This window comes from Nocardia sp. NBC_00403, from assembly GCF_036046055.1.
Classification (GTDB): Bacteria; Actinomycetota; Actinomycetes; order Mycobacteriales; family Mycobacteriaceae; genus Nocardia.
In genome coordinates, this window is record NZ_CP107939.1 from 5342720 (window position 1) to 5362511 (window position 19792).

17 protein-coding genes are annotated in these 19792 nt (G+C 65.3%); 9 read left to right on the top strand and 8 right to left on the bottom strand.

All coding sequences use genetic code 11. From position 1 onward, the window contains the following. Positions 1-7 precede the first annotated feature (7 nt). On the bottom strand, positions 8-535 hold the full coding sequence (locus OHQ90_RS23570; RefSeq protein ID WP_328400888.1) for a response regulator transcription factor: 528 nt from the start codon (positions 533-535) through the stop codon (positions 8-10). A 70-nt stretch (positions 536-605) separates the two neighbouring features. Between OHQ90_RS23570 and OHQ90_RS23575 the strand changes: the two genes are divergently transcribed. Further along, the gene (locus OHQ90_RS23575; RefSeq protein WP_328400890.1) at positions 606-1739 is read left to right on the top strand and encodes a sensor histidine kinase; all 1134 of its coding nucleotides are present in this window, start codon (positions 606-608) and stop codon (positions 1737-1739) included. A gap of 282 nt (positions 1740-2021) precedes the next feature. Here the strand turns inward: OHQ90_RS23575 and OHQ90_RS23580 are convergent, their stop codons facing one another. Together OHQ90_RS23580 and OHQ90_RS23585 are read right to left on the bottom strand one after the other, a co-directional pair. Further along, positions 2022-2804 carry a GNAT family N-acetyltransferase gene (locus tag OHQ90_RS23580; protein ID WP_328400892.1) on the bottom strand — a complete coding sequence of 261 codons (783 nt, stop codon included), beginning with the start codon at positions 2802-2804 and terminating at the stop codon, positions 2022-2024. 735 nt (positions 2805-3539) lie between these two features. Continuing rightward, on the bottom strand, positions 3540-3809 hold the full coding sequence (locus tag OHQ90_RS23585) for a hypothetical protein (protein ID WP_328400894.1): 270 nt from the start codon (positions 3807-3809) through the stop codon (positions 3540-3542). A 277-nt stretch (positions 3810-4086) separates the two neighbouring features. On the opposite strand from OHQ90_RS23585, the gene OHQ90_RS23590 reads away from it, so the two are divergent. Further along, positions 4087-4977: a tetratricopeptide repeat protein gene (locus OHQ90_RS23590; protein WP_328400897.1), complete on the top strand. Its 891-nt coding sequence runs from the start codon at positions 4087-4089 to the stop codon at positions 4975-4977. Positions 4978-5998: 1021 nt separating this feature from the next. Here OHQ90_RS23590 and OHQ90_RS23595 read toward each other — a convergent pair. Then, positions 5999-6637, bottom strand: coding sequence for a dienelactone hydrolase family protein (locus OHQ90_RS23595; RefSeq protein ID WP_328400899.1), 639 nt, complete (start codon positions 6635-6637; stop codon positions 5999-6001). Positions 6638-6851: 214 nt separating this feature from the next. Between OHQ90_RS23595 and OHQ90_RS23600 the strand changes: the two genes are divergently transcribed. From OHQ90_RS23600 to OHQ90_RS23610, 3 genes are all read left to right on the top strand, one after another. Continuing rightward, entirely contained in the window at positions 6852-8024 is a 1173-nt protein-coding gene (locus OHQ90_RS23600) for a lipase family protein (RefSeq protein WP_328400901.1), read from the top strand. Between the two features lie 431 nt (positions 8025-8455). Further along, complete coding sequence (locus OHQ90_RS23605) at positions 8456-8602, top strand: hypothetical protein (protein ID WP_328400903.1); 147 nt, start codon at positions 8456-8458, stop codon at positions 8600-8602. Positions 8603-8632: 30 nt separating this feature from the next. Beyond that, positions 8633-10006, top strand: a complete 1374-nt coding sequence (locus tag OHQ90_RS23610) for a hypothetical protein (RefSeq protein ID WP_328400905.1) — start codon at positions 8633-8635, stop codon at positions 10004-10006. Between the two features lie 311 nt (positions 10007-10317). On the opposite strand, the gene OHQ90_RS23615 is transcribed toward OHQ90_RS23610, so the two are convergent. Further along, a complete protein-coding gene (locus OHQ90_RS23615; RefSeq protein WP_328400907.1) occupies positions 10318-11283 on the bottom strand; it encodes a 4-hydroxy-tetrahydrodipicolinate synthase family protein in 966 nt (321 codons plus the stop codon). Positions 11284-11353: 70 nt separating this feature from the next. Here OHQ90_RS23615 and OHQ90_RS23620 point away from each other — a divergent pair, with 70 nt between their 5' ends. The 3 genes from OHQ90_RS23620 (at position 11354) to fadD11 (ending at position 15602) form a co-directional block, all read left to right on the top strand. Next, positions 11354-12238 (top strand): LysR family transcriptional regulator, encoded by an 885-nt coding sequence (locus OHQ90_RS23620; RefSeq protein ID WP_328400909.1) that lies wholly within the window; start codon positions 11354-11356, stop codon positions 12236-12238. 356 nt (positions 12239-12594) lie between these two features. Then, the gene (locus tag OHQ90_RS23625) at positions 12595-13701 is read left to right on the top strand and encodes a class I SAM-dependent methyltransferase (protein WP_328413061.1); all 1107 of its coding nucleotides are present in this window, start codon (positions 12595-12597) and stop codon (positions 13699-13701) included. A gap of 83 nt (positions 13702-13784) precedes the next feature. Beyond that, complete coding sequence (gene fadD11, locus OHQ90_RS23630; protein WP_328400911.1) at positions 13785-15602, top strand: fatty acid--CoA ligase FadD11; 1818 nt, start codon at positions 13785-13787, stop codon at positions 15600-15602. Positions 15603-16029: 427 nt separating this feature from the next. Here fadD11 and OHQ90_RS23635 read toward each other — a convergent pair whose 3' ends face one another. From OHQ90_RS23635 to mshC, 3 genes are all read right to left on the bottom strand, one after another. Beyond that, the gene (locus OHQ90_RS23635; protein ID WP_328400913.1) at positions 16030-17130 is read right to left on the bottom strand and encodes an MBL fold metallo-hydrolase; all 1101 of its coding nucleotides are present in this window, start codon (positions 17128-17130) and stop codon (positions 16030-16032) included. Between the two features lie 49 nt (positions 17131-17179). After that, entirely contained in the window at positions 17180-17302 is a 123-nt protein-coding gene (locus OHQ90_RS23640) for a hypothetical protein (protein ID WP_328400915.1), read from the bottom strand. Between the two features lie 99 nt (positions 17303-17401). Further along, on the bottom strand, positions 17402-18640 hold the full coding sequence (gene mshC, locus OHQ90_RS23645; RefSeq protein WP_328400918.1) for a cysteine--1-D-myo-inosityl 2-amino-2-deoxy-alpha-D-glucopyranoside ligase: 1239 nt from the start codon (positions 18638-18640) through the stop codon (positions 17402-17404). Between the two features lie 275 nt (positions 18641-18915). Between mshC and OHQ90_RS23650 the strand changes: the two genes are divergently transcribed. Then, complete coding sequence (locus tag OHQ90_RS23650) at positions 18916-19782, top strand: LLM class flavin-dependent oxidoreductase (RefSeq protein WP_328400920.1); 867 nt, start codon at positions 18916-18918, stop codon at positions 19780-19782. Positions 19783-19792 lie beyond the last annotated feature (10 nt).

Consider the following 19792-nt stretch of genomic DNA (forward strand, 5'->3'; position numbering starts at 1 on the left):
GGGCAACCTACTTAGACGAGGCACTAGCCACCTGCAGCTTGGCCAACAGATTGCTGACGTGCACCTTCACTGTGCGTTCGGCCAGCCCCAGACTCGCACCGACATCACGATTGGATAGGCCGCGGCCAAGCAACATCAGTACATCTCGCTCTCGCGGGGTAAGTGCCGCTTCCGCCCGAAAACTCAGCACGCGGGTCAGCGACGAACTCATCACCATGACACCCTGGTGGACGGCGCGAACCGCAGCTGCCAGGTCTGCACCGCTCATGTCCTTCAAGACAAATCCATCGGCGCCCGCGGCAAGAGCCCTGCGCACCTCCTGCGGCCGACCTATGGTCGTCAACATCAGAACTTTCGGCTGTTTTCCCGGCTTACCCCGGAGCCTGCGCAGCACTTCGATACCGTCCATGACCGGAAGGTAAAGATCCAACAATACGACGTCACTCAGCACAGCCGATTCGGCCAGCAACTCTTGCCCATCGGCGTGGTCGCCGATCACATGGATGTCATGTTGCGCGTCGAGAATCAATGCCAAGCCCTCACGGACCAGAGCGTGGTCGTCAACGACTGATACATGGATCACTGTCGGGGCCTACATTTGTGTCGTGACAAAACTGCTCCAAAATCGGTCGCTGACTGACGTCGCGATGGTTGTCCTGATCACAGTGCTTTTCTGGGTGAGCAGAGTGTGGTCGCCCGACCATGCGTCGATCGGACTGATACTCAGTATCTGCCAGATCTTCCCGTTGTTGTTCCGTCGGTACTTCCCAGGCTGGGTACTGGGAATAGCCACGGGCGCGACAGTGGCCCACCTGTGGGCAGGCTTGCCATACAACATCGGCTACATGCCGGTACTGGTAGCCCTCCACGCCGCGGCCAGCTCCCGTGCCTACGCGGTCCACTGGTGCCTGTGCGGGCTGGCGACCGCCGCGGTCGGAATCGCAATAGTAGCGGCGAAGGGGCCCGTCGACGGAGCGCTGCTCGCCACGGCCGCGTGCTGGGTGGCGTGGATGTCGGGAATGGACCGACGACGACACGCCGCCGAAGGAGCAGACCGCGCAGCTCAACGAACGCGCTACCATCTCGCCAAGCTGACCGCCGAGCGCCGTGAGCGAACTGCAAGGCAGCTGCACGACACTCTCGGACGCTCCACCACGGTGATGCTCATTCAGGCCGAGGCATTACGGACTGTCGGCAATCTCGTCCAGGACGATCGGAAACGCGTGGACATATTGCTCGCCGCAGGACGGGACGCCCTCACGCAAGTTCGCCACGCCATCGACGATCTTCACATCGATGGCACAACCGACCCGACGCCGAGGCTGACCGATGTGTTGGCGCAACTCTCGGACGCTGGATTAGTCCTGGAACACGTTCCGGAGCTCAACGACGTTCCTGCGTACGCCGGCGGCATCGTTGATCGTGTCATCATGGAATCGGCGACCAATGCTCTACGACACAACGGCCCGGGTGTCCGGCTCGTAATCCACGCCGTAGTGCAACACGACCACATCCGGATCACAGCCCGCAACCATCGGCTGACCGATCGCCCGACCTGTATCGGTTACGGCTTGGCCAGCCTGCGAAAGCAGGTGGTAGCAACCGGTGGTTCGTTCGAATTCGGTCTCATCGAGAACAATGACTGGAAAGTCACTGCCGTCATCGGCCTTACTCCCCTGCGCATTCGACAACTGCGAGGTGGTGTCCAACCGTCAAACGCGATCGATCGGTCGGCATGAATCATCGACCGACTCCGCTTCGATGCAACCGAGACGGCAGGGCTGACGCCGAGTGCCAGAGATTCCGGTCGGATTGCCCTGTGCGGATGTCCCGGCACGAGCCCCGCTGACGCAGGTCCCGATGCGCGTGGCAAGACCGCACATCGCCACCAGGCCCAGACGTCAATCCGCGTAGAGCGGTTCGCAGGACAACTCCGATGTGCGGCGCGCGACCGCCTCGGATACTTCGCCCGCTCAGGACAGCGCGGCCAGGTTCTCGCGTCCGCGATGACCAAGGCGCATTCACGCGCGCATACGTTCGAGAAACAGTCGCCGGGCGTCGCGCGACAGAACCAACGGAATCTGGGGCGCGGTCAGGCCCGCCTCCACCATCTTTTCCGGCGTCTTCCGCGACTCGTGGTCTTTCGGCACACTCTCGTCTTCCTTGAAACCGACGCGCCGATGCGCCGCCTCGGCCACGGTGCCCTCGGTTGTGCCGGAGTAGGTGTCGACGTCACCCAGGAACTCGAGTGCGGTACGCATCAGGTGACTGCCGATCTTGTGACCGTGGAACTCCGGCAGCACATGCCATGCGATCAGCTCGTCCGAACGGTGCGATGCCCAGATGAAACCGGCGAACTCACCGTCCTGTCTTGCGACGAAAATGCCTGGGCTGCCGTCGGCCAGGCGCTCCCGATACCGCGGGCGCCAGCGCAATGCCATATCTGCCACGAGACGCTCCACCCCTCCGGTTTCGGCACCAGGGAGATCTTTGTAGGCGATTCCGGCGCCGGCCAGCAGCGCGCGGACGATGTCATCGGCATCCGTGACGGTGGCCGGAAGAATATCGGGCGGGCGCATTGCCACGGTCGGAGCGCTCGTAGCGAGCGGAAGATCGACGGGCATCGACCGAGCGGCGCCGTCTCGGCCGTTGTGTGGCCGCAATCCAGCGCCGACTTTAGTGATTTCACCTTGGTTATCGACATCGACCACCGCACTGCGCCGCGCTATTTCACGCAGCCCGCCACTGTCGTTCGTATAACGGTGGTGGACCAAACCGGCAGCCTCCTCGGCCGAATCGACCACACGTTTGGCTCCTATGGAGAGCGTTCGACCAATATCAAAGACCACAAATGAACCTTCCTCGAGAGGTTCGGGAGTTCATGCCACGAAAAAGCGGGAACCGTCGCTGAGCAGCACAGCAGAAACCATCGCTACGCAAATATCCATTTGCGGGAATGGCGGGAGATATTACGACGAGACCCGCACCCGAGCATGCTGGAGCGCGCCTTCTCACGGAAGCGGCGTAGGTACTAGTACCTACGTACTACTATTGATCATTCATGGGGTAATTCGATTCGCGTGAAGATCTCGCCAAACAATTCACATGGGCAAATGCGAGTTGTCTCCGCGTCTCGGGATCAATCCGTTCGGGAGAACTCGATGCCGAGGATGTCGTCGGCGAGCAATGCGGCCCGGGTCCGGCTGTCGACCCTTTGGAAGTCACCGAAGCCACTCGTATCGACGGAAGCAGCAGGGTAGATCCAGGAGAGGGCGACGCTCGCGACTTTGGCCAGGTCAGCCGACGGTCATCGCCGTGTTGCCGACCTGGAGGTTGTCGAGCGGCGCAGTAGCGCGGCGTCGAGCTTCGTCATGGCGCAATCGCGCGGCGGCCTTCTGGTGCGAGGAGTTGTCAGCACACAGCATCGCTGGAATCGGTTGTGTCCAAACCTGCTTGACCGCCAACGCCTGACTCAGCGGATGACCACCACAACCGAGAACCTGTCCGACAGCGCCAGACTCATCGACGTGGCGCTCGAACTACTCGAAAATCCCCAACAATAGTATCGCCGATGCAACGACAAACAACGCCAGATGTTCAACCAGACCATCTTCCACGCCCTCTACATCGACGACGAGCAGATCACCGACCACAACTTCCGCGAACCATTCGGTCGTCTCCACTCCGTCCAGCGCACAGAGTATTCCAACCGCCCCGCCCCCGTTGGCGGGGCTGCAGACGCCGGGGCCGCCGACACCAAGAACGCCACCGCTCCCCATGGAAGCGATGGCGTTAGCGTCTTGCTGCACGGCGTTAATTTTGCGCCGTGTTCTAGTAAGCCCCCCAAGGTGGGCCTAACGCTCCACAACGCGAACACCCTGGTGGCGGTCGGGCCGCAGATCCGGGTCCAACCGGTCGGCACCCGCACGGCGAGCGCGGTTCGATAGCGGCAAGCCGTCGAGCGGCAGGCCACTGTCGTGCGACTGTGGACCGCCCGCTTAGCGGCATGAGCGGATGTGTCAAAATTCGTTCGCCCCAAGATATTTCGGGCCTGGACAGTCGCTCCTCGTCCGATACCCTCGTTGGATGTCTCTCGACATCACCCTGGCGAACGTGTTGGCCCACTGCGGCGGCGATCCCGAACAGGCCGCCCGCCACCTGTCTCGCGCGATCGCAACCGCGCCGTCCGACCCCGCGGCTTACACGGCCGCGGTCGAGCTACTGCCCGCACTCGGCGAGTTGTCCGCCGACGACCTGAGCGTCGCGCCGATCCTGGCATTCCGCCACTTCCTCGACGGCCGGATGGACGATGCCGCGCTCACGCTCGGTGCGCTCAGCGGCGTCAGCCCGCGGATCGCATGGGCTGACGCTCCCTGGTTCTCCGAGGCGTCTTTCCTTTCCGGGGTGAGCACCGAGGCCCTGCGCGAGGCGGTATACCGACTCTTCGACCACACGGCGGTGCCTGCCGACGCCGCCGCCCGGCCCTGGCTGCGGGCGGTCGAGACGGTCAGGTCTCGGGCGGGTCTGGGCCCCGAAGACTTAGCCGGAATGGCGATCTCGCTCCGCCTCTTGGGCCGAACCGACGAGTCGCTGGCTCTGTGCGACCGCGCCGACGCCGTGGGCCGAACCGTGCTGGCGGAGGTCGTTCGAGCCGGAACCTGGCGGCTGCTAGGGAACCACGACGAAACGGCCGCCGCATTCCGTCGTGCACTCACTCTGGAACCGGACAACTGGTCACTCCATCTCGACCTGTCCGACCTGTACGCAGAGCAGGGCGACCATCCCGCCGCTCTCGCCGCTGCCCAAGCGGGCCTGAGCCACGCCCCGAACGAACCCAAGTTGCTCGCCGCTCGCGCAGCCCACCATGCTCGTCTTGCCCGCACCGCCGAAGCACTTCGTGAATTCGAGCGCCTGGCCTCCGACATCGATCCTGCCTACTGCCAATGGCTCCGCGAACAGGCCACAGGCGCAGCCTGAGAACACCGCCAGCACAGAGCCCAGCTCCGCGTCTGCAACATCGACCCGTTCGTCGCTCGTCGATTCCCAAACACGACCCGACGCCGATGAGGCACTCTTCGTCATCGCCCGCACCATCGGCTGGATTGCGCATACCCTCGAGGAATACAACGAGCCGCCACTACGATTCCGGCCCACCAGCCACACACCCGAACCAATCGGATGAATGCACTCAATTCGGCATGAGCGGATGTCGGCGCACGCTGGGGGACACACTGAGATAGGGGATGCAAGCCTCGCCGGATCGACGGAGCCGGCGGGGCTGCTTGATCGGGTGTTCGCGCAATGCGGGCTTGTGGAGCTAAGGGGACTCGAACCCCTGACAGCAACCCATCAAACGACCAGGTCAGCGAATTGACCCCTGCGCAACGCCGCCGCTCAACTGCCGTTTCACGACGTGTCACTACATTTCACGACAGAAGATACCACTCTGCTGATGGCACGGTCATCACGCGGTCAGCGCATGGATCGGGATGCCGGGTGATGACGGCGTCATCACCCCAGATCCCGGTCCAACGTACTCAAATTTTACGGCTAGCCAGAGCAGCACGAACGGTTCATCGACGCCCCAGCTGAAGCGTTCAAACACCTCGTCGATGAGTACGTCACGGTCGCGCTCAACCGCAATTCCGGACTGTTCGGACCGGGCAAGTCGTTGACCGACTGTCTTCGACGGGATGGCGCCGAGCTGTCGGAGGCAATGTCCTCACGACTCCGCTGAGATGAACCGCGCGGTGGACACGCCTTCCTGGGGTTCCGGTAGTAATCGCCGAAAAAACAACGGATATGGCATAGCCCTGGTCAGGAGTGGTCCGTCGTTTTGGGCTATGGGGCAGTGTGTTTGGTGCTTGGCTTGGCTGCCGATGATGATGGTCGGCGCGGTGGAGGTCGTGGTTCGTGGCGCCGGGGTGTATACAGCACCAACACGAAAACCGGCTTGTACCAGCGCGCTACGCCATATCCGCCCAAAATTCGGCCGATACTACGGCGACCCCTCGTAGCCGAGGCCGGTGACGCGCAACAGTGGCTCGACCGGGAGAACATTGGCGAAGCCGTGCGTGGTGCCGGGGTAGGACTTGATGTCGTGTTCGACGCCGAGTTCGGTCAGTGCGCGGTCGAGTTCGGCGGGTGCGCCGATCAGTGACGGGTCGAGTGCCACGTAGCTGGCCACCACCGGGCACGAGCCCTCCAGCCGGGCGCGATAGTCGCCGTAGAGGCCCGGATAGAACGGCGCTGCCGCGTCGAATCCCCGGGGAGCGGTGAGCAACGCGAAACCATCGCCCATGCAGAAGCCGACGACCGCGATTTTGCGTGTGCAGTCGGCGTCGACCAGCAGGCGGTCACGCGCGGCGAGGATGTCGCGCACCGGCGGGCCGTCGCCGGTGACCAACAATGCGCGGAAGACCGAGCGAATGCAGCGAACTCGGCCGCGAGAGAACAGATTCGGGGCGATCGTGAGGTAGCCGTAGTCGGCCAGCATCTCGACATTGCTGCGCAGATCGGCGCTGAAACCCACTTCGTCGTGCAGCACCACAGTGCCCGGCCAACGCCCCGCGCCGGTGGGGCGGGCCAGGATCGCCTCGATGGTGCCGTCGGGCGCGTCGAGCTCGATGGTCTTCATGCCTAGCGAATCTAGGGCACTGTCTCAGACGTGTGCAGCACCGCGTCGGCAAATATCTCCGATCGCACACGACCATCGAAATCACCGAACTTCGCACTTCGGTCGGCTAACGTCTGCGCGGAAGGAGTCCGGAGCGGTACCCGATCGACAGCGCGCAGCAAGCCTTGCGTGGTGGGCGGAGCTCCGGTGGTGCAGCTTTCGACAGAAAGGCAACGTGGTCAAACTCCGGCCGCCATGGCGCGCGATTTTCGTCGCAATTGCTTTGGCCTTCACCGTGTTCACGACATCGACCCTTGTCGCGGCCCAATCTGTCGACGCGTCGAGTTTCGACCCCGATCCCACTGGTGACGCCTATCTCGATCAGCATTTCGCCACCGACGGATTACCCAACGGGGCGATCCTGTCGAGCCGCTCGGTGCGGATCCTGCCGCCGCTGGCCGTGACTTCGAGCTTCGACGCGTGGCAGGTGTGGTTCAAGACGACCGCCGCCGACGGTGCGGCGATCGCCACGTTGACCACGATCATGAAACCGAAGGCGTGGAACGGCAGGGTTGTCGGCAACAACTACGCGATCGACAGTGTCGGCCTGAAATGTAACCCGTCCTATCAACTGACCCATGCGGTGTCCATCGAGACGCCCGATATCACCCGCCAATTGCTGTCGAGCGGTTACGCGGTCGTGATGACCGACTATCAAGGCCCCCGGATGGCCTACGCACACGGGCCCACTCAGGGCCGGGAGGTGCTCGACGGGCTCCGTGCCGCGCTCGCCTTCCCGTCCGCTGGGCTGGCGGGCAGTCCGACCGCGATGATCGGCTACAGCGGTGGCGCGATCGCGACGGTGTGGGCCGCGCAAATGCAGCCCACCTACGCACCCGAGCTGAGAATGCTGGGGGCCGCGGCGGGTGGCACGCCCGCGGATCTGAGCTTGCTGCGCAAGACCATGGACGGCAAACCGCCGGCCTCGGTGCTGTACCTGATGGCGGCACTCGGCGTGGCCCGCGTGACACCCGGCGCCTTCGACCTGCTCAACGATGTCGGCGTGTCGACTGCGCAGCAGAACAAGAACCTCTGCACGAGTGCCGCGGTGCTCGGTGTCGCGCCGGTGCCGTTGCGCTCGCTGACGGAGGTCGACCCCTACGACACCGATCTCGTGCGCCGCGTCTACCGCGAGACGAAAGCCGGTGGCGCGACACCGACCATGCCGATCTACCTGTGGCACGGCCTGCTCGATGCGTGGATTCCGGTCGCGGGCGCGCGGGCGCTGCAGCAGACCTGGCAGAACGCGGGGGCCGACGTGTCGCTCACGGTGCTGCCGTGTGATCACATCACCTGCGCATACACTCCTGGTGCGCTGGAACGGATCGACAGCTGGATGGGCCGGTAGCAGGGTTGCAGCTCGGCGGACGGCGTGGTGGCGGGTTCGGTATGTACTGTCGAGTCACCGGCCACCTCCAGTTCGGCAGTGGCACAGCATGACTCGCCACGATGCCGTAAGTGCGAACCTGCAGTTCCGGGCGCGACGGTGTAGCCGGGTCGGTTCCAGCGTCTGTCTCATCATGCACGGCAAGCTACACCCGCGGCGGGCAGCACCGGGCAGTGTTACGACGCTTCATGTACCCGATGACCGATGACACGATTCTTGCCGGCACCCCATGATCGCCGAGGTGAGGTCTCGAGATCGGAGCCGTACCTGCACGCCTGGTCCGGAATCAATCCTCGTTCGACCTATGATCACCGGTCGGCAGTGTGAGGCTGGTCCGGAGGAGTTGATTCTGATGTCCGAGAAGATTTCGTCACAGAACGGGATGTTGACAGATGCGTTCGGTCGAACACGGGGCCAGGCTCGGCCTCGCTGTAGTGGCGATTCGTGCCCGATCACCGGCCGTAGCCGGCCCGGCGAATGCGGTAGCGACCCCGGCGCTCACCGAGGTCGATTTCACCACGCTCGACCTCGCCGCCTGACAGCTCGATAACAGGCGACAGGAAACCTCGATGGGCGATAGTGCGATCATCGCGAAAATGGTGCAGGCAGCCGAACGCATCGCCGACACGCTTGTTTACAAAGCCTCCATACGAATCAGTGAAACACACCACGAATTCCCGCACGAGATACGGAATACCCTCGGACGAATTCGGCACGAAGGCGAGCACATCGCATCCGAGATCCACAAGATCAAAATTGGCCCGGCTGCACACACGGACCGCGATGCCGCCACTGAACACCCAGAATCCGGCGCAAGTATGCGGGGACCGGTCCACGGGCCGGACCCGACCGCTGAGGACGGGTTTCTGGACTTGCCGATCGAGGAGCAGATACGCCGACTCGAGGAAGCACACGGCATCCACACCGACGCTGAGCGGGCACTCGAAATCAGCCTGTTCATGGAGGACAAGTTCCGCGACATCGCCTACATTTCCGGTCAGGCACGACCAGAAACGGTGTTCGATGGGCCCGAGGGGTGGGCGAGCTGGCTTGATGCCCGACTGTTCGCGCGGCGGAACCTCGATCGCGAGATGTCGGTGGACCTCATGCAGAAAATACACTACAGACTGATAATCCGAAGCAATCCGGTGCGGGCCGGGCAACTCGGGCCCGGCGGAAAAGGAGTGGGTAAATTACGTCAGACGTTGTCTCGGAACGAGCAGACTGCCATCGAGGCAAATCCGCTACTCACCCATGTTCCAGGTCCCTTCCGCAGTGAACCCTATGGCGTCGTGCTGTATCCCGAGGTTGAGGGTCAGCCCGGGCGCGCGGCTCGTTGGCTGACCGAACCACCCCGTGACGAGGAACTGGCTGCGATCAGAGACGACCCATTTCTCTCGTACATGAGGCCGGGTTGGGTCGATCCGAATAATCAAGGCATTATCATTTACCCGAACTTCGGCAGCGTAGATAATTCGCATGCATTCCATGAGTCGCTGTGCGACTGGTACAACGATGCGACGAGACGACCCGGGTTCAACCCGTATCAGTCTGCGGCCAGCTTTCAGAGGCAATTCATTTCTGCGCACGCATGGATCGGCGATTCCCATGGCAGGCATTCGCGGATCCTGATGAATCATTTATTGGAGCGGGCGGGCAAGCCGCCTGCCGCAGTCGCCGAGTTCGACAACGATATGCTCACTCCTCCATCACAGTGGGCTGATGCGGTCGAGGCCGGAAGCGGCCGCTATGAGCATTGGCAGGACAAAATCGAACGGTCGGGTGGAGACATCGAACCGGTGGACCTGTTCGATCTGGGACCGATGCAGCAGCTATATCAACAAATGGGGGGTGAGCCTTCTCCATTCACACCGGGAGAGAAACACGACGTTGCTAAATATAGCGAGCTGCACAGGCAACTTCGCCTCGCGTCTGGGGAGTAGACATCGGTCTACTTTCGTTTGCCCCCATCCTCGTCAACTCGATCGCACCGGATTTCCGCTCGGTGATCTCGAGCCACTCACACTTCGGAAGCACCGCGAACCGATAGCCAGCCACAACGCCGCGGATCCGAGTACCGAGGGCGCGAACACGGCCAGCATCAGCCGGTGCAGGTTGCTCACGATCAGGAGCACACCTAGCATCCGCGACAGCCCGGCACGAACTTCGTTGTTTTCTGCGCTGTTACTACAGGGACCCCCTGGCGTATCGGCGAATGTCGCATGCTCGCGTGACACACAGGTGGCGCTCGCCGTCAGGTGGCACTCGATGCGGTGACCAGTGGGTTCGCGTCGGGTGAGTTCGCCGATCGGGAGGTCCGCACTTCGGCGAGGGCGGAAAGACGCTGCATGGTCCGATCCGCAGCGCCCGGCCCGGCAGGGAGCAGGGGCAGCCGGACGTCAGGAGTGGGGATTCGGCCCTGGGCGTGCAGGACCGCCTTGATCACCGTCGGGTTGGGTTCGCTGAAGGCAGCGGCCGACATTTTCGCCAGTGCGGCTCCCAACGCGCGGGCGTGTGCATGGTTTCCGTTGCGCCAGGCGGAGATCAGGGCGACGAAGGGTGCGGTGGTCAATTGCGCGGAGGCGAGGATGCCGCCGGTGGCGCCGAGGGCGATCAGGGGGAACAGGAACTCGTCGTCGCCTGCGAGGACCGCGAAGTCCTCCGGCGGATCGCCGAGTAGGTCGACGGTATCGGCGTCGATGCCACCGGTCGCGTATTTCACCGCGACGATGCCGGGCAGGCGCCCCAATTCGCGCAGAGTGTCGGCGCTGACGGATCGGGCTGTGCGGTAAGGGATGTGGTAAATGATCACGGGGATCGGGCTGGCCGCCGCGAGCTGGGTGAAGTGTGCGCGGACACCGGCTTCCGACGGGCGCGTGTAGTAGGGCACCGGGACCAGGGCCGCGGTGATTTCGGGATGGGATTCGAGAGCCTCGAGCGCGGCGGTGCTGGCGCGGGTGTTGTTGTCGCCGGTACCGAGGATCAGTGGTGCGTTGCGGGTGCGGCAGACCTCGGCGCACACCGCAAGGACAGTGTGCTTTTCGTCGGCGTCGAGGGTGGCGGGTTCGCCGGTGGTGCCGAGCGCGACCAGTCCGGTCGCGCCCTCGTCGAGGACACGGTGAGCCAAGGATTCCAGGGCCTCCACCGCGACTTCTCCCATGGCGGTGAACGGGGTGACGAGCGGGACGAATATCCCCTGCGGAGGTTCGTGCTGAGCCATACGTCCAGCTTGTCCGGCGGATAACCGCAGGTCTAGTTCGCATTTGTGGCTTCGAGCGTAAGCTCAGCTGATGCTCGATGTTCGACGCCTGCGACTGCTGCGGGAACTGGCGCGGCGTGGGACGATCGCGGCCGTCGCCGAAGCCATGGCCTTCACACCCTCCGCGGTCTCACAGCAACTGAGCGCGCTGGAGCGGGAAGCGGGCGTGGCGTTATTGCAGCGCACAGGTCGACGGGTGACCCTCACCCCGGCCGGTCACACCCTCGTCGGGCACACCGAAGCCGTGCTGGCCCGGCTCGAAGAGGCCGAAGCCGATCTGGCCAACACTGAGGCGGGGCTGACCGGTCCACTGCGGATCGGTGCTTTCCCTTCCGCTACACAGGGTTTCATCCCCGCGGCCCTGAACACGCTGGCCGCGGACCATCCCGGCCTCGAACCCCAGGTGGCAGAGCTCGATCCGGCGCTGGTTTCGGACGCGCTGCGCGCCGGCGAGCTGGATGTGGCACTCGTGCACGACTACGACCTGGTGCCGTTCCCGCCCGAAACCGGAGTTCGCACCCAGCCCCTCTATCGCGAGACAATGTTCCTCGCCTCGACCACGCCCCGCGCCGCCACTCCCGGCGGGATGCTCGCCACCTGCCGCGACGAGCCGTGGATCGTGGCCACCACCGGCACCCGCTGCCACACCATGACCATCCGCGCCTGCCGAGCCGCGGGCTTTCTCCCGCACATTCGCCACCAGATCGACGAATTCGCCACGGCGCTGGCCTTTGTCGCCGCCGGACAGGGCGTCGCACTGGTTCCCGAACTGAGTGCCGCACACCCGCCGGCCGAAGTGATCCTCACCGAACTCCCGATCGCACGCCATACCAGAATCGCCTTCCGCGTAGGCGCTGACCGCCATCCGGCTATCGTCGCCTTCACCCGCGCCATGAACGCGACAGTGTCTGCTTGAGCTCGGGCAGGGCGATCCTCGCCGAACCCGCCCGGCGCCACGGCATTTCAGGCCTCCAGCAGCGGCCCTACCGCTCGTCGATCGCGACGCCGGCAGCCGCTGCCGGCTCTTGTCCCGGACCCCGACCTCCGACACCCCGCGCGGTGTGGGAGTCTTGTGGGGTATCTCAGTGGAAGGGCTTCTCGTGACGCTCGGCATGGTCCTCGGCGACTCCTTCGCTCGCGCTTCGACGCAGGACCGCTAGCCTTCCCCGTTCCGACCCCACCTCACGGGTCCGACACCGGCTGCTCTCTCCTGGTCGAAGTGCTCTCCGTGCCCATGCACGTTCGATCACGAGGAGCACCCCCGTGCCCACCATGCACTGGACCGAAGCTGACACCGACCGCAGCGCGCGCTGGCATTCCGAGAGCGCAGCACCGATGCCGCGACACGTCGTCGTCGCCGACGACACCTTGCGTGCCGACACCGCCTACCGGCTGGCGTGTGAAGGCACCGCGCTGTTGTGGCGGGGCGATTTTCAGCAAGCGCGCCAGTTGTTGCAGGCACTGCGCCGCCGCATCGACCGCATCACGCTGCCACGGGGCGACAGCGTTGCGGAATCGTTTCACCTGTACCGCAGGGCCCGCGGCCATCGCGCGCGGGTGCTGGGGAAACTGGTCGTCGAGCTGTCCGCGGACCACACCCTCGAGTTGCGTCGAGCGCCCGATCTGCGGCGGGTGTGCGCCGAAACCTATGGGTCGCCCGGCGAACCGATGGTCGTCGCGTTCACCGAGTTGCTCGGCGCCATCGGTGCGCAGCAGTGGCGGGCCAAGGGCGTAGAGGTGCCTGCGCTGGGTGCGCGCATCCACCCGCACTACGGGGTTTTCTCTCCCGTCCGTGGCGAATACGTCGATCTCGTTGCGCGGGCGCCACTGTCGGGCGGCGGTGACCGCACCGCGTTCGACCTCGGCACCGGAACCGGGGTGCTGGCAGCGGTGCTGGCCCGTCGCGGCATCGGGCGGGTTGTGGCCACCGACATCAACCCGCGCGCACTGGTCTGCGCTCGCGACAACATCGACCGGCTCGAGCTCGCCGGTCGTGTCGAGGTGATCGGGCCCGACCTGTTCCCGCACGGTCGTGCCGACCTGATCGTATGCAACCCGCCGTGGCTGCCGGCGCGGCCCACCGCCGCCGTCGAACAGGGCGTCTACGATCCCGACAGCGCCATGCTGCACGGATTTCTCGACGGGCTCACCACCCATCTGGCGCCCGGCGGCGAAGGCTGGCTGATCCTGTCGGACCTGGCCGAGCACCTCGGACTGAGGACCCGCAACGACCTGACCGACGCCATCGCCGCGGCGGGCCTGCGGGTCCTCGACCGCCTCGACACCCGGCCGCGCCACACCCGGCCGCTGGAGCCCACCGATCCCCTGCATACCGCTCGCGTGGCGGAGATCACCTCGCTGTGGCGTCTGAGCAGCTAAATAGCGCGAAACGTCCCACGCCGCTCGGCTCGCACCCTAACGTCGTGAACAGCAAAGCCGGGCGACGTGATTGAGATTGTGGGATGAATCAACCGAACACTACGTGTGCTGCGTTCCAGCGCATCGCCGCGATCGACCCCGAGGCGGTCGCGGTTCGCTCCATCGGAGGCGGACAGAGCCTGACCTGGCGTGAATACGCCGATCAGGTCAGGCACATCGCCGCCGGGCTCAACGCCCTCGGGATCGGCCGTGGCGACACCGTCGCGCTGATGATGGCCAACCGGGTCGAGTTCTATCCGCTGGAAGTGGGCGCCCAGCACATCGGCGCGACATCGTTCTCGGTGTACAACACCCTGGCTCCCGAGCAGTTGAACTATGTGTTCACCAATGCCGAGAACCGGGTGGTGATCTGCGAGGAACAGTACGTCGACCGGGTGCGGTCGTGCGGGGTGCCGATCGAGACCATCGTGTGCGTCGATGCAGAGCATGCGGGAACCATCAGCGTCGCCGAACTCAAAGCCAAGGGCCGCACCGATTTCGACTTCGAAGCGACTTGGCAGGCCGTGCAGCCCGAGGATGTCGCGACATTGGTCTACACCTCCGGTACCACCGGAAACCCCAAGGGCGTCGAGATCACCCACGCGAACCTGCATGCCGAGGCGCACGCCTTCAACGCGGTGCTGCCGGTCGAATTCGGCGACCGCCAAACCTCCTTCCTGCCCAGCGCACACATGGCCGACCGGATGACCGCGCTGTATTTGCAGGAGTACTTCGGAACCCAGATCACCGTCGTGCCGGACCGGGCGTTGCTGCCCGCCGCATTATTGGACGTACATCCGACAATCTGGGGTGCGGTGCCGCGAGTGTGGGAAAAGCTCAAGGCCGCGGTCGAATTCTCGGTCGCCAACGAACCCGACGACGCCACCCGCGCCGCTTTGCGGTGGGCACTGGAGGTGGCAGCGCGCAAGGCGGCCGCACAGCTGGACGGACGACCGGTCGAGGCGGAGCTGGCGGCGGAATGGGCGAAGGCCGATGCAGCAGTGCTGTCGAAGCTGCGCGCGAAACTCGGTCTGGACCAGGTGAAGTGGGCGATTTCGGGTGCGGCGCCGATCCCGCCGGAGACCCTCGGGTTCTTCGCAGGCCTCGGCATCCCCATCTCCGAGATCTGGGGCATGTCCGAGCTGACGTGCGTGGCCAGCGCCAGCCCGCCGGCGCAGGCGCGCCTCGGCACGGTCGGTCGGTTGCTGCCCGGCATGGAGTCCACTATCGCTGAGGACGGCGAATTCCTGATCCGCGGTCCCCTGGTGATGCGTCGTTATCGCAAGGAGCCGGAGAAGACCACGGAAGCCATCGACGCCGACGGCTGGCTGCACACCGGTGACATCCTCACCATCGACGCCGACGGATACCTGCGGGTGGTGGACCGTAAGAAGGAACTGATCATCAACTCCGCGGGAAAGAACATGTCCCCGGCCAACATCGAGAACGCGATCAAAGCCGCCACACCACTGGTCGGTGCTCTCGCCACCATCGGCGACGCGCGACCGTTCAACACCGCACTGATCGTGCTGGACGCCGAATCCGCCCAACCGTATGCCGCGCAGCACGGACTGCCCGACGCCTCCCCCGCCACACTCGCCGCCGATCCCGGCGTGATCGCCGAGATTGCGCGCGGCGTCGCCGCGGGCAACGCGCAGCTGTCGCGCGTCGAACAGATCAAACGCTTCACCATCCTGCCAACATTCTGGGAACCCGGCGGCGACGAGGTCACCCTGACGATGAAGTTGCGCCGCAAGCCGATCGCCACGAAATACGCGGCGGCCATCGAGCAGCTCTATGCCGCCGAGCCCGAGGCGACGGTGCGCGAGCCCGCCGAGTCGGTGGAACTGTCTGCGGGATAGCGGGTTTGGTGGTCGCCGACCAGCAGCGCAGGTCTACCCGCGCGGTCGCGAGAGCCTCTCAACTGTGAAACACCCTGTGCTGCACCATGTTCAGCGATCCCTCGGATCACCTCGGTGTCATTGTGAACAGGCGCGGTGGTGTGTGGGTGGTTTCGCGGGCGCGCAGCTGCGAGCAGGATCACCATCCGCCTGCACCCGGCCCACGCATCCAGCGGGCGGATTGTTACTGGCCGACTGAGACGCTACGGACCTGGGTATGGACAACGTCTATTGCCGGCGGGGTCGAATTCGTGCACTTTGTCTCGGCTACTCACACGGGAAATCCCAGGTCGAGACGCACGTCGACAACATCGACCTGTTGCCCTCTCGGTGATTGCCGCAGTCATGTCCTGCTCGGCAGCACCGATTCGGTCGGGGCGGGAAAGGTCTACAGCGAGAATGTCAGTCGCTGCGGGCTGAGGTAGTCGGCCGGGTCGTGCATGGTGCGCAATTCCGGGCGCCGTGCGGGGGTGAGGCGGGCCAGTTCCGTGCGCAGTGAGGTGTCGTAGCGGGCGGCGGGGCTGGTTAAACCAGGGAGCCAGTTGTCGTGGTGGCTGGGGACGAAGAGGTTCGGGCCGAGGGATTCGATGTAGCGGCGGGGGTCCCGTAGGCCGTTGGTGATCTGGTTGTAGCCCTGGACGGCACCGATCTGGACGTCGGTGGGGGCAAGGCCGGCCAGAACGTCGAACACGTGCGGGGCTTTCTCGGTGAGCGGGCCCGCTGAGTCGTGCCAGGTGAGTGTGAATCCGGGAACCCGGAACTGGTAGAGCAGGACACCGCCTTCGGGATCGCGCAGTCGCGGCAGGTTCTGCAGGACGCCATCGAGCGTCGGTGGGTGCCGCATGATCGGGCGTATATCCGGTGCCGGGAAGAACGGTGACGCCGGATCGCTGCGGTCCGGGGCGGTCGGGGCCGAATGCAGGTGACGGACGGCAGTCACCGCAACGTCGCCGACAGTGAATTCGTGACGTGCACCGATCAGGGTCTCGGCATCGCCGAGTTCGGAGGTAGGGAACGACGGGTCCGACACTTGCGCGCGAATAGCCGCACAGTGCTCGGCGGTGCCGTGTACGACCGCGCCGCAAGCCTGCGCGATCCGGCCCGCGTCACCCGCGTGATCGAAATGTCCGTGCCCGATGAAGATCGCCTCGGGGCGCAGGTCGGCCAGGTCCTGCGCAGTGGCGGGCACATACCCCGAACTGGTGAACCGAGGAACCCACGCGTCGAGCAGGAACACCGATCCGCCGATTGCCAGCGCGAAAGTTGTGCATCCCACCCACGACAGCACCACGCGGTCGGCGCGCACCGCTGCGGTTTGCGCGTCGACGATGTCGGCGCCGAAGAAACGCCTGCGCGCCACGACCGTTCGTTCGCCGTCCCGCTCGGTGGATGCTTCCAAACGACCGGCCTCGATCTGCGCGAGGGCATCGAAGGCGCCACCGAGCGCGGTGTGCCGACCGATCAGAACGCGCGGATGAATGTTGCACACGTATGTACCAGATCACGGAATCGCAGCGCGGGCAAGGGAGACCACTGGCTCAGCGCCCGCCGCCCTGCTCACCGAGCAGCCTGCCGCCGCCGACATGCGTGGACAACACCGAACCCGGTCGCAGTGCGGGATTCCGGCGGTGGTGGGCCGGTCGACGGTCTTCGGAGAACATCCGGGGCCGACCTCCGAAGTCCGTCGACGGCGAGAGGCAGACCACCACTGCGCACTAGCTGTTACCACTCGTCAGAAAACGGGCGGGTGGCACGAGGCTTTAGAGCTGCACGCCCAGCAACGCATCGACCGCGGTCGCGACGAGGGCCGGGACGTCGCGGTCCGCGCCGCCGTAATCGAGGGCCTGGTCGGCCCAGTTGTCCACGGCAGCCAAGGCTTTCGGGGTATCGAGATCATCGGCGAGGTGCTGGCGCAGGCGGGCGATGGTGTCCTCGGCGGCGGGGCCGGCGGCCAGCGATGTTGCGCGCCGCCACCGGTCCAAGCGCTGGGAGGCCTCCGCGAGGACGGTGTCGGTCCACATGCGATCCTGGCGGTAGTGACCGGCGAGCAGGCCGAGGCGGATCGCGGCGGGGTCGGTGCCCGCGCGGCGCAGCTTGGATACCAGGACGAGGTTGCCCTTGGACTTGGACATCTTCTCACCGTCGAGGCCGATCAGACCGGCGTGCACGTAGTGGCGGGCAAAGCGGCGGCCTGCAATGAGGGCTTCGGCGTGCGCGGCGGAATACTCGTGGTGGGGGTAGATGAGGTCGCTGCCGCCGCCCTGGACGTCGAACTCGGGTCCGACGCGGTTGAGCGCGATCGCTGCGCACTCGATGTGCCAGCCGGGACGACCCGCGCCGAAGGGGGCGGGCCAGGACGGTTCATCAGGGCGCGCGGCGCGCCACAGCAGTGCGTCGATGGTGTCACGCTTGCCCGGTCGGTCGGGGTCGCCGCCGCGCTCGGCGAACAGTCGCTCCATGGTGGCGCGGTCGTAGCCGGATTCGTAGCCGAACTGCTCGGTGGTGTCGGCGCGGAAGTAGATGTCGGGGAATTCGGCATCGTCGACGACATACGCCGCACCCGAGGCCAGCAGTTTCTGCACCAGTTCCACGACCTCGTCGACGGACTCGATGGCGCCGATGTAGTCGCGTGGCGGCACGATCCGCAGCGCGGACATGTCCGCACGGAACAACTCGATCTCGCGGGTGCCCAGCGCTCGCCAGTCCAAGCCGTCGCGGGCGGCGCGCTCGAACAGCGGGTCGTCGACATCGGTCACATTCTGCACGTAGTGCACGGTGTGGCCCGCGTCCCGCCACAATCGGTTCACCAGGTCGAAGGTGAGGTAGGTGGCCGCGTGCCCGAGGTGGGTGGCGTCGTAAGGGGTGATCCCACAGACGTACATGGTGGCGGTGGGGCCGGGGGTGACCGGCCGGACCTGTCGGTCGGCGGTGTCGAACAACCGCAACGGTGGCCCTGCGCCGGGGATGGTGGGAAGGGCGGTATCGGACCAGGACTGCATGGTTCGAGGGTAAAGGTGTGGTCGAGATCATCGGCCTTCGCCCCGCCTGATTGGCGACGTAGCACACCCTTATGGCGGGTTTCGACCTGCGCAAATGTCGTGACCGGCGGATGTCAACATTTACGGTCTCGCTGGTTCGATGCGATGCGGTGTCGAATTGCGATGTCGGCGAACCGGGCGAATCGCGATCTCGCAGTCACCGATAGGGCCGCGCGGCCCGATGATCGCGGGCCGGATCCAGCGCATCTGTCGGTGCTCGGGGATACCGTGGCCGGATGACTGTTCTCGGTGCCGTAGCGCTCCCCCGGATTCCTCCGGAACATCTTGCCGCAGTCAGCAATGCCGCGGAAGAGAGCGGGCTGGACGAACTCTGGTTGTGGGAGGACTGCTTCTGGGGCGGTGGTGTCGCGGCGGCCGCGACCGTGCTGGCGCGGACCGAGCGGGTGCGCGTCGGGATCGGGGTGATGCCGGTGCCGTTGCGCAATGTCGCACTGACCGCCATGGAGGTCGCTTCGTTGCTGCGGCTGCACCCCGGGCGGTTCCTGCCCGGATTCGGGCACGGTGTGCAGGAATGGATGGCGCAGGTCGGTGCCGGCGTCGAATCACCGATGACCTTGCTGCGTGAACAGCTCGGCGCGTTGCGCGGATTGCTTTCCGGTCGAACCGTCACCACCGCGGGGCGCTATGTGCAGCTGGACGAGGTCGCGCTGGACTGGCCGCCGACTGTGCCTGCACCGATACTGGCCGCCGCGAGTGGCCCGCGGACGCTGCGCCTGTCCGGCGAGCTCGCCGATGGCACCATCCTCACCTCGCGCACCGCTCCCGACGGTGTGCGCGCGGCGCGGGCGCTGATCGATGAGGGACGCGCCGAAGCCGGGCGAACCGAACCGCATCGGGTGATCGTGTACCTGGCCGCGGCCACCGGACCCGACGCAGACCGTCGTCTGGCGGCAAAGGCCGAGCAGAACGGATTCCAAGAGGGTGCGGGCATCGCCGGCGACCCCGATTCCATCGCCGACACGGTGCGCCGGTACGCGGCCGCAGGCGCGGACACCGTCGTGCTCGAACCCGCCGACGACGACCCGAACCCGGTCGAGTTCGTTCGATTCGTCGGCGAGAAGGTGCGCCCGCTGTTGGGTTGAGCTGTTCGGG

Coding starts and splice junctions, on each gene's coding strand:
- OHQ90_RS23595 (WP_328400899.1), bottom strand. CDS start 6,637: ATGAAGACCATCGAGCTCGACGCGCCCGACGGCACCATCGAGGCGATC.
- OHQ90_RS23650 (WP_328400920.1), top strand. CDS start 18,916: ATGACTGTTCTCGGTGCCGTAGCGCTCCCCCGGATTCCTCCGGAACAT.
- fadD11 (WP_328400911.1), top strand. CDS start 13,785: ATGAATCAACCGAACACTACGTGTGCTGCGTTCCAGCGCATCGCCGCG.
- OHQ90_RS23610 (WP_328400905.1), top strand. CDS start 8,633: ATGGGCGATAGTGCGATCATCGCGAAAATGGTGCAGGCAGCCGAACGC.
- OHQ90_RS23625 (WP_328413061.1), top strand. CDS start 12,595: ATGCACTGGACCGAAGCTGACACCGACCGCAGCGCGCGCTGGCATTCC.
- OHQ90_RS23590 (WP_328400897.1), top strand. CDS start 4,087: ATGTCTCTCGACATCACCCTGGCGAACGTGTTGGCCCACTGCGGCGGC.
- OHQ90_RS23640 (WP_328400915.1), bottom strand. CDS start 17,302: ATGTTCTCCGAAGACCGTCGACCGGCCCACCACCGCCGGAATCCCGCA.
- OHQ90_RS23615 (WP_328400907.1), bottom strand. CDS start 11,283: ATGGCTCAGCACGAACCTCCGCAGGGGATATTCGTCCCGCTCGTCACC.
- mshC (WP_328400918.1), bottom strand. CDS start 18,640: ATGCAGTCCTGGTCCGATACCGCCCTTCCCACCATCCCCGGCGCAGGG.
- OHQ90_RS23605 (WP_328400903.1), top strand. CDS start 8,456: ATGCGTTCGGTCGAACACGGGGCCAGGCTCGGCCTCGCTGTAGTGGCG.
- OHQ90_RS23620 (WP_328400909.1), top strand. CDS start 11,354: ATGCTCGATGTTCGACGCCTGCGACTGCTGCGGGAACTGGCGCGGCGT.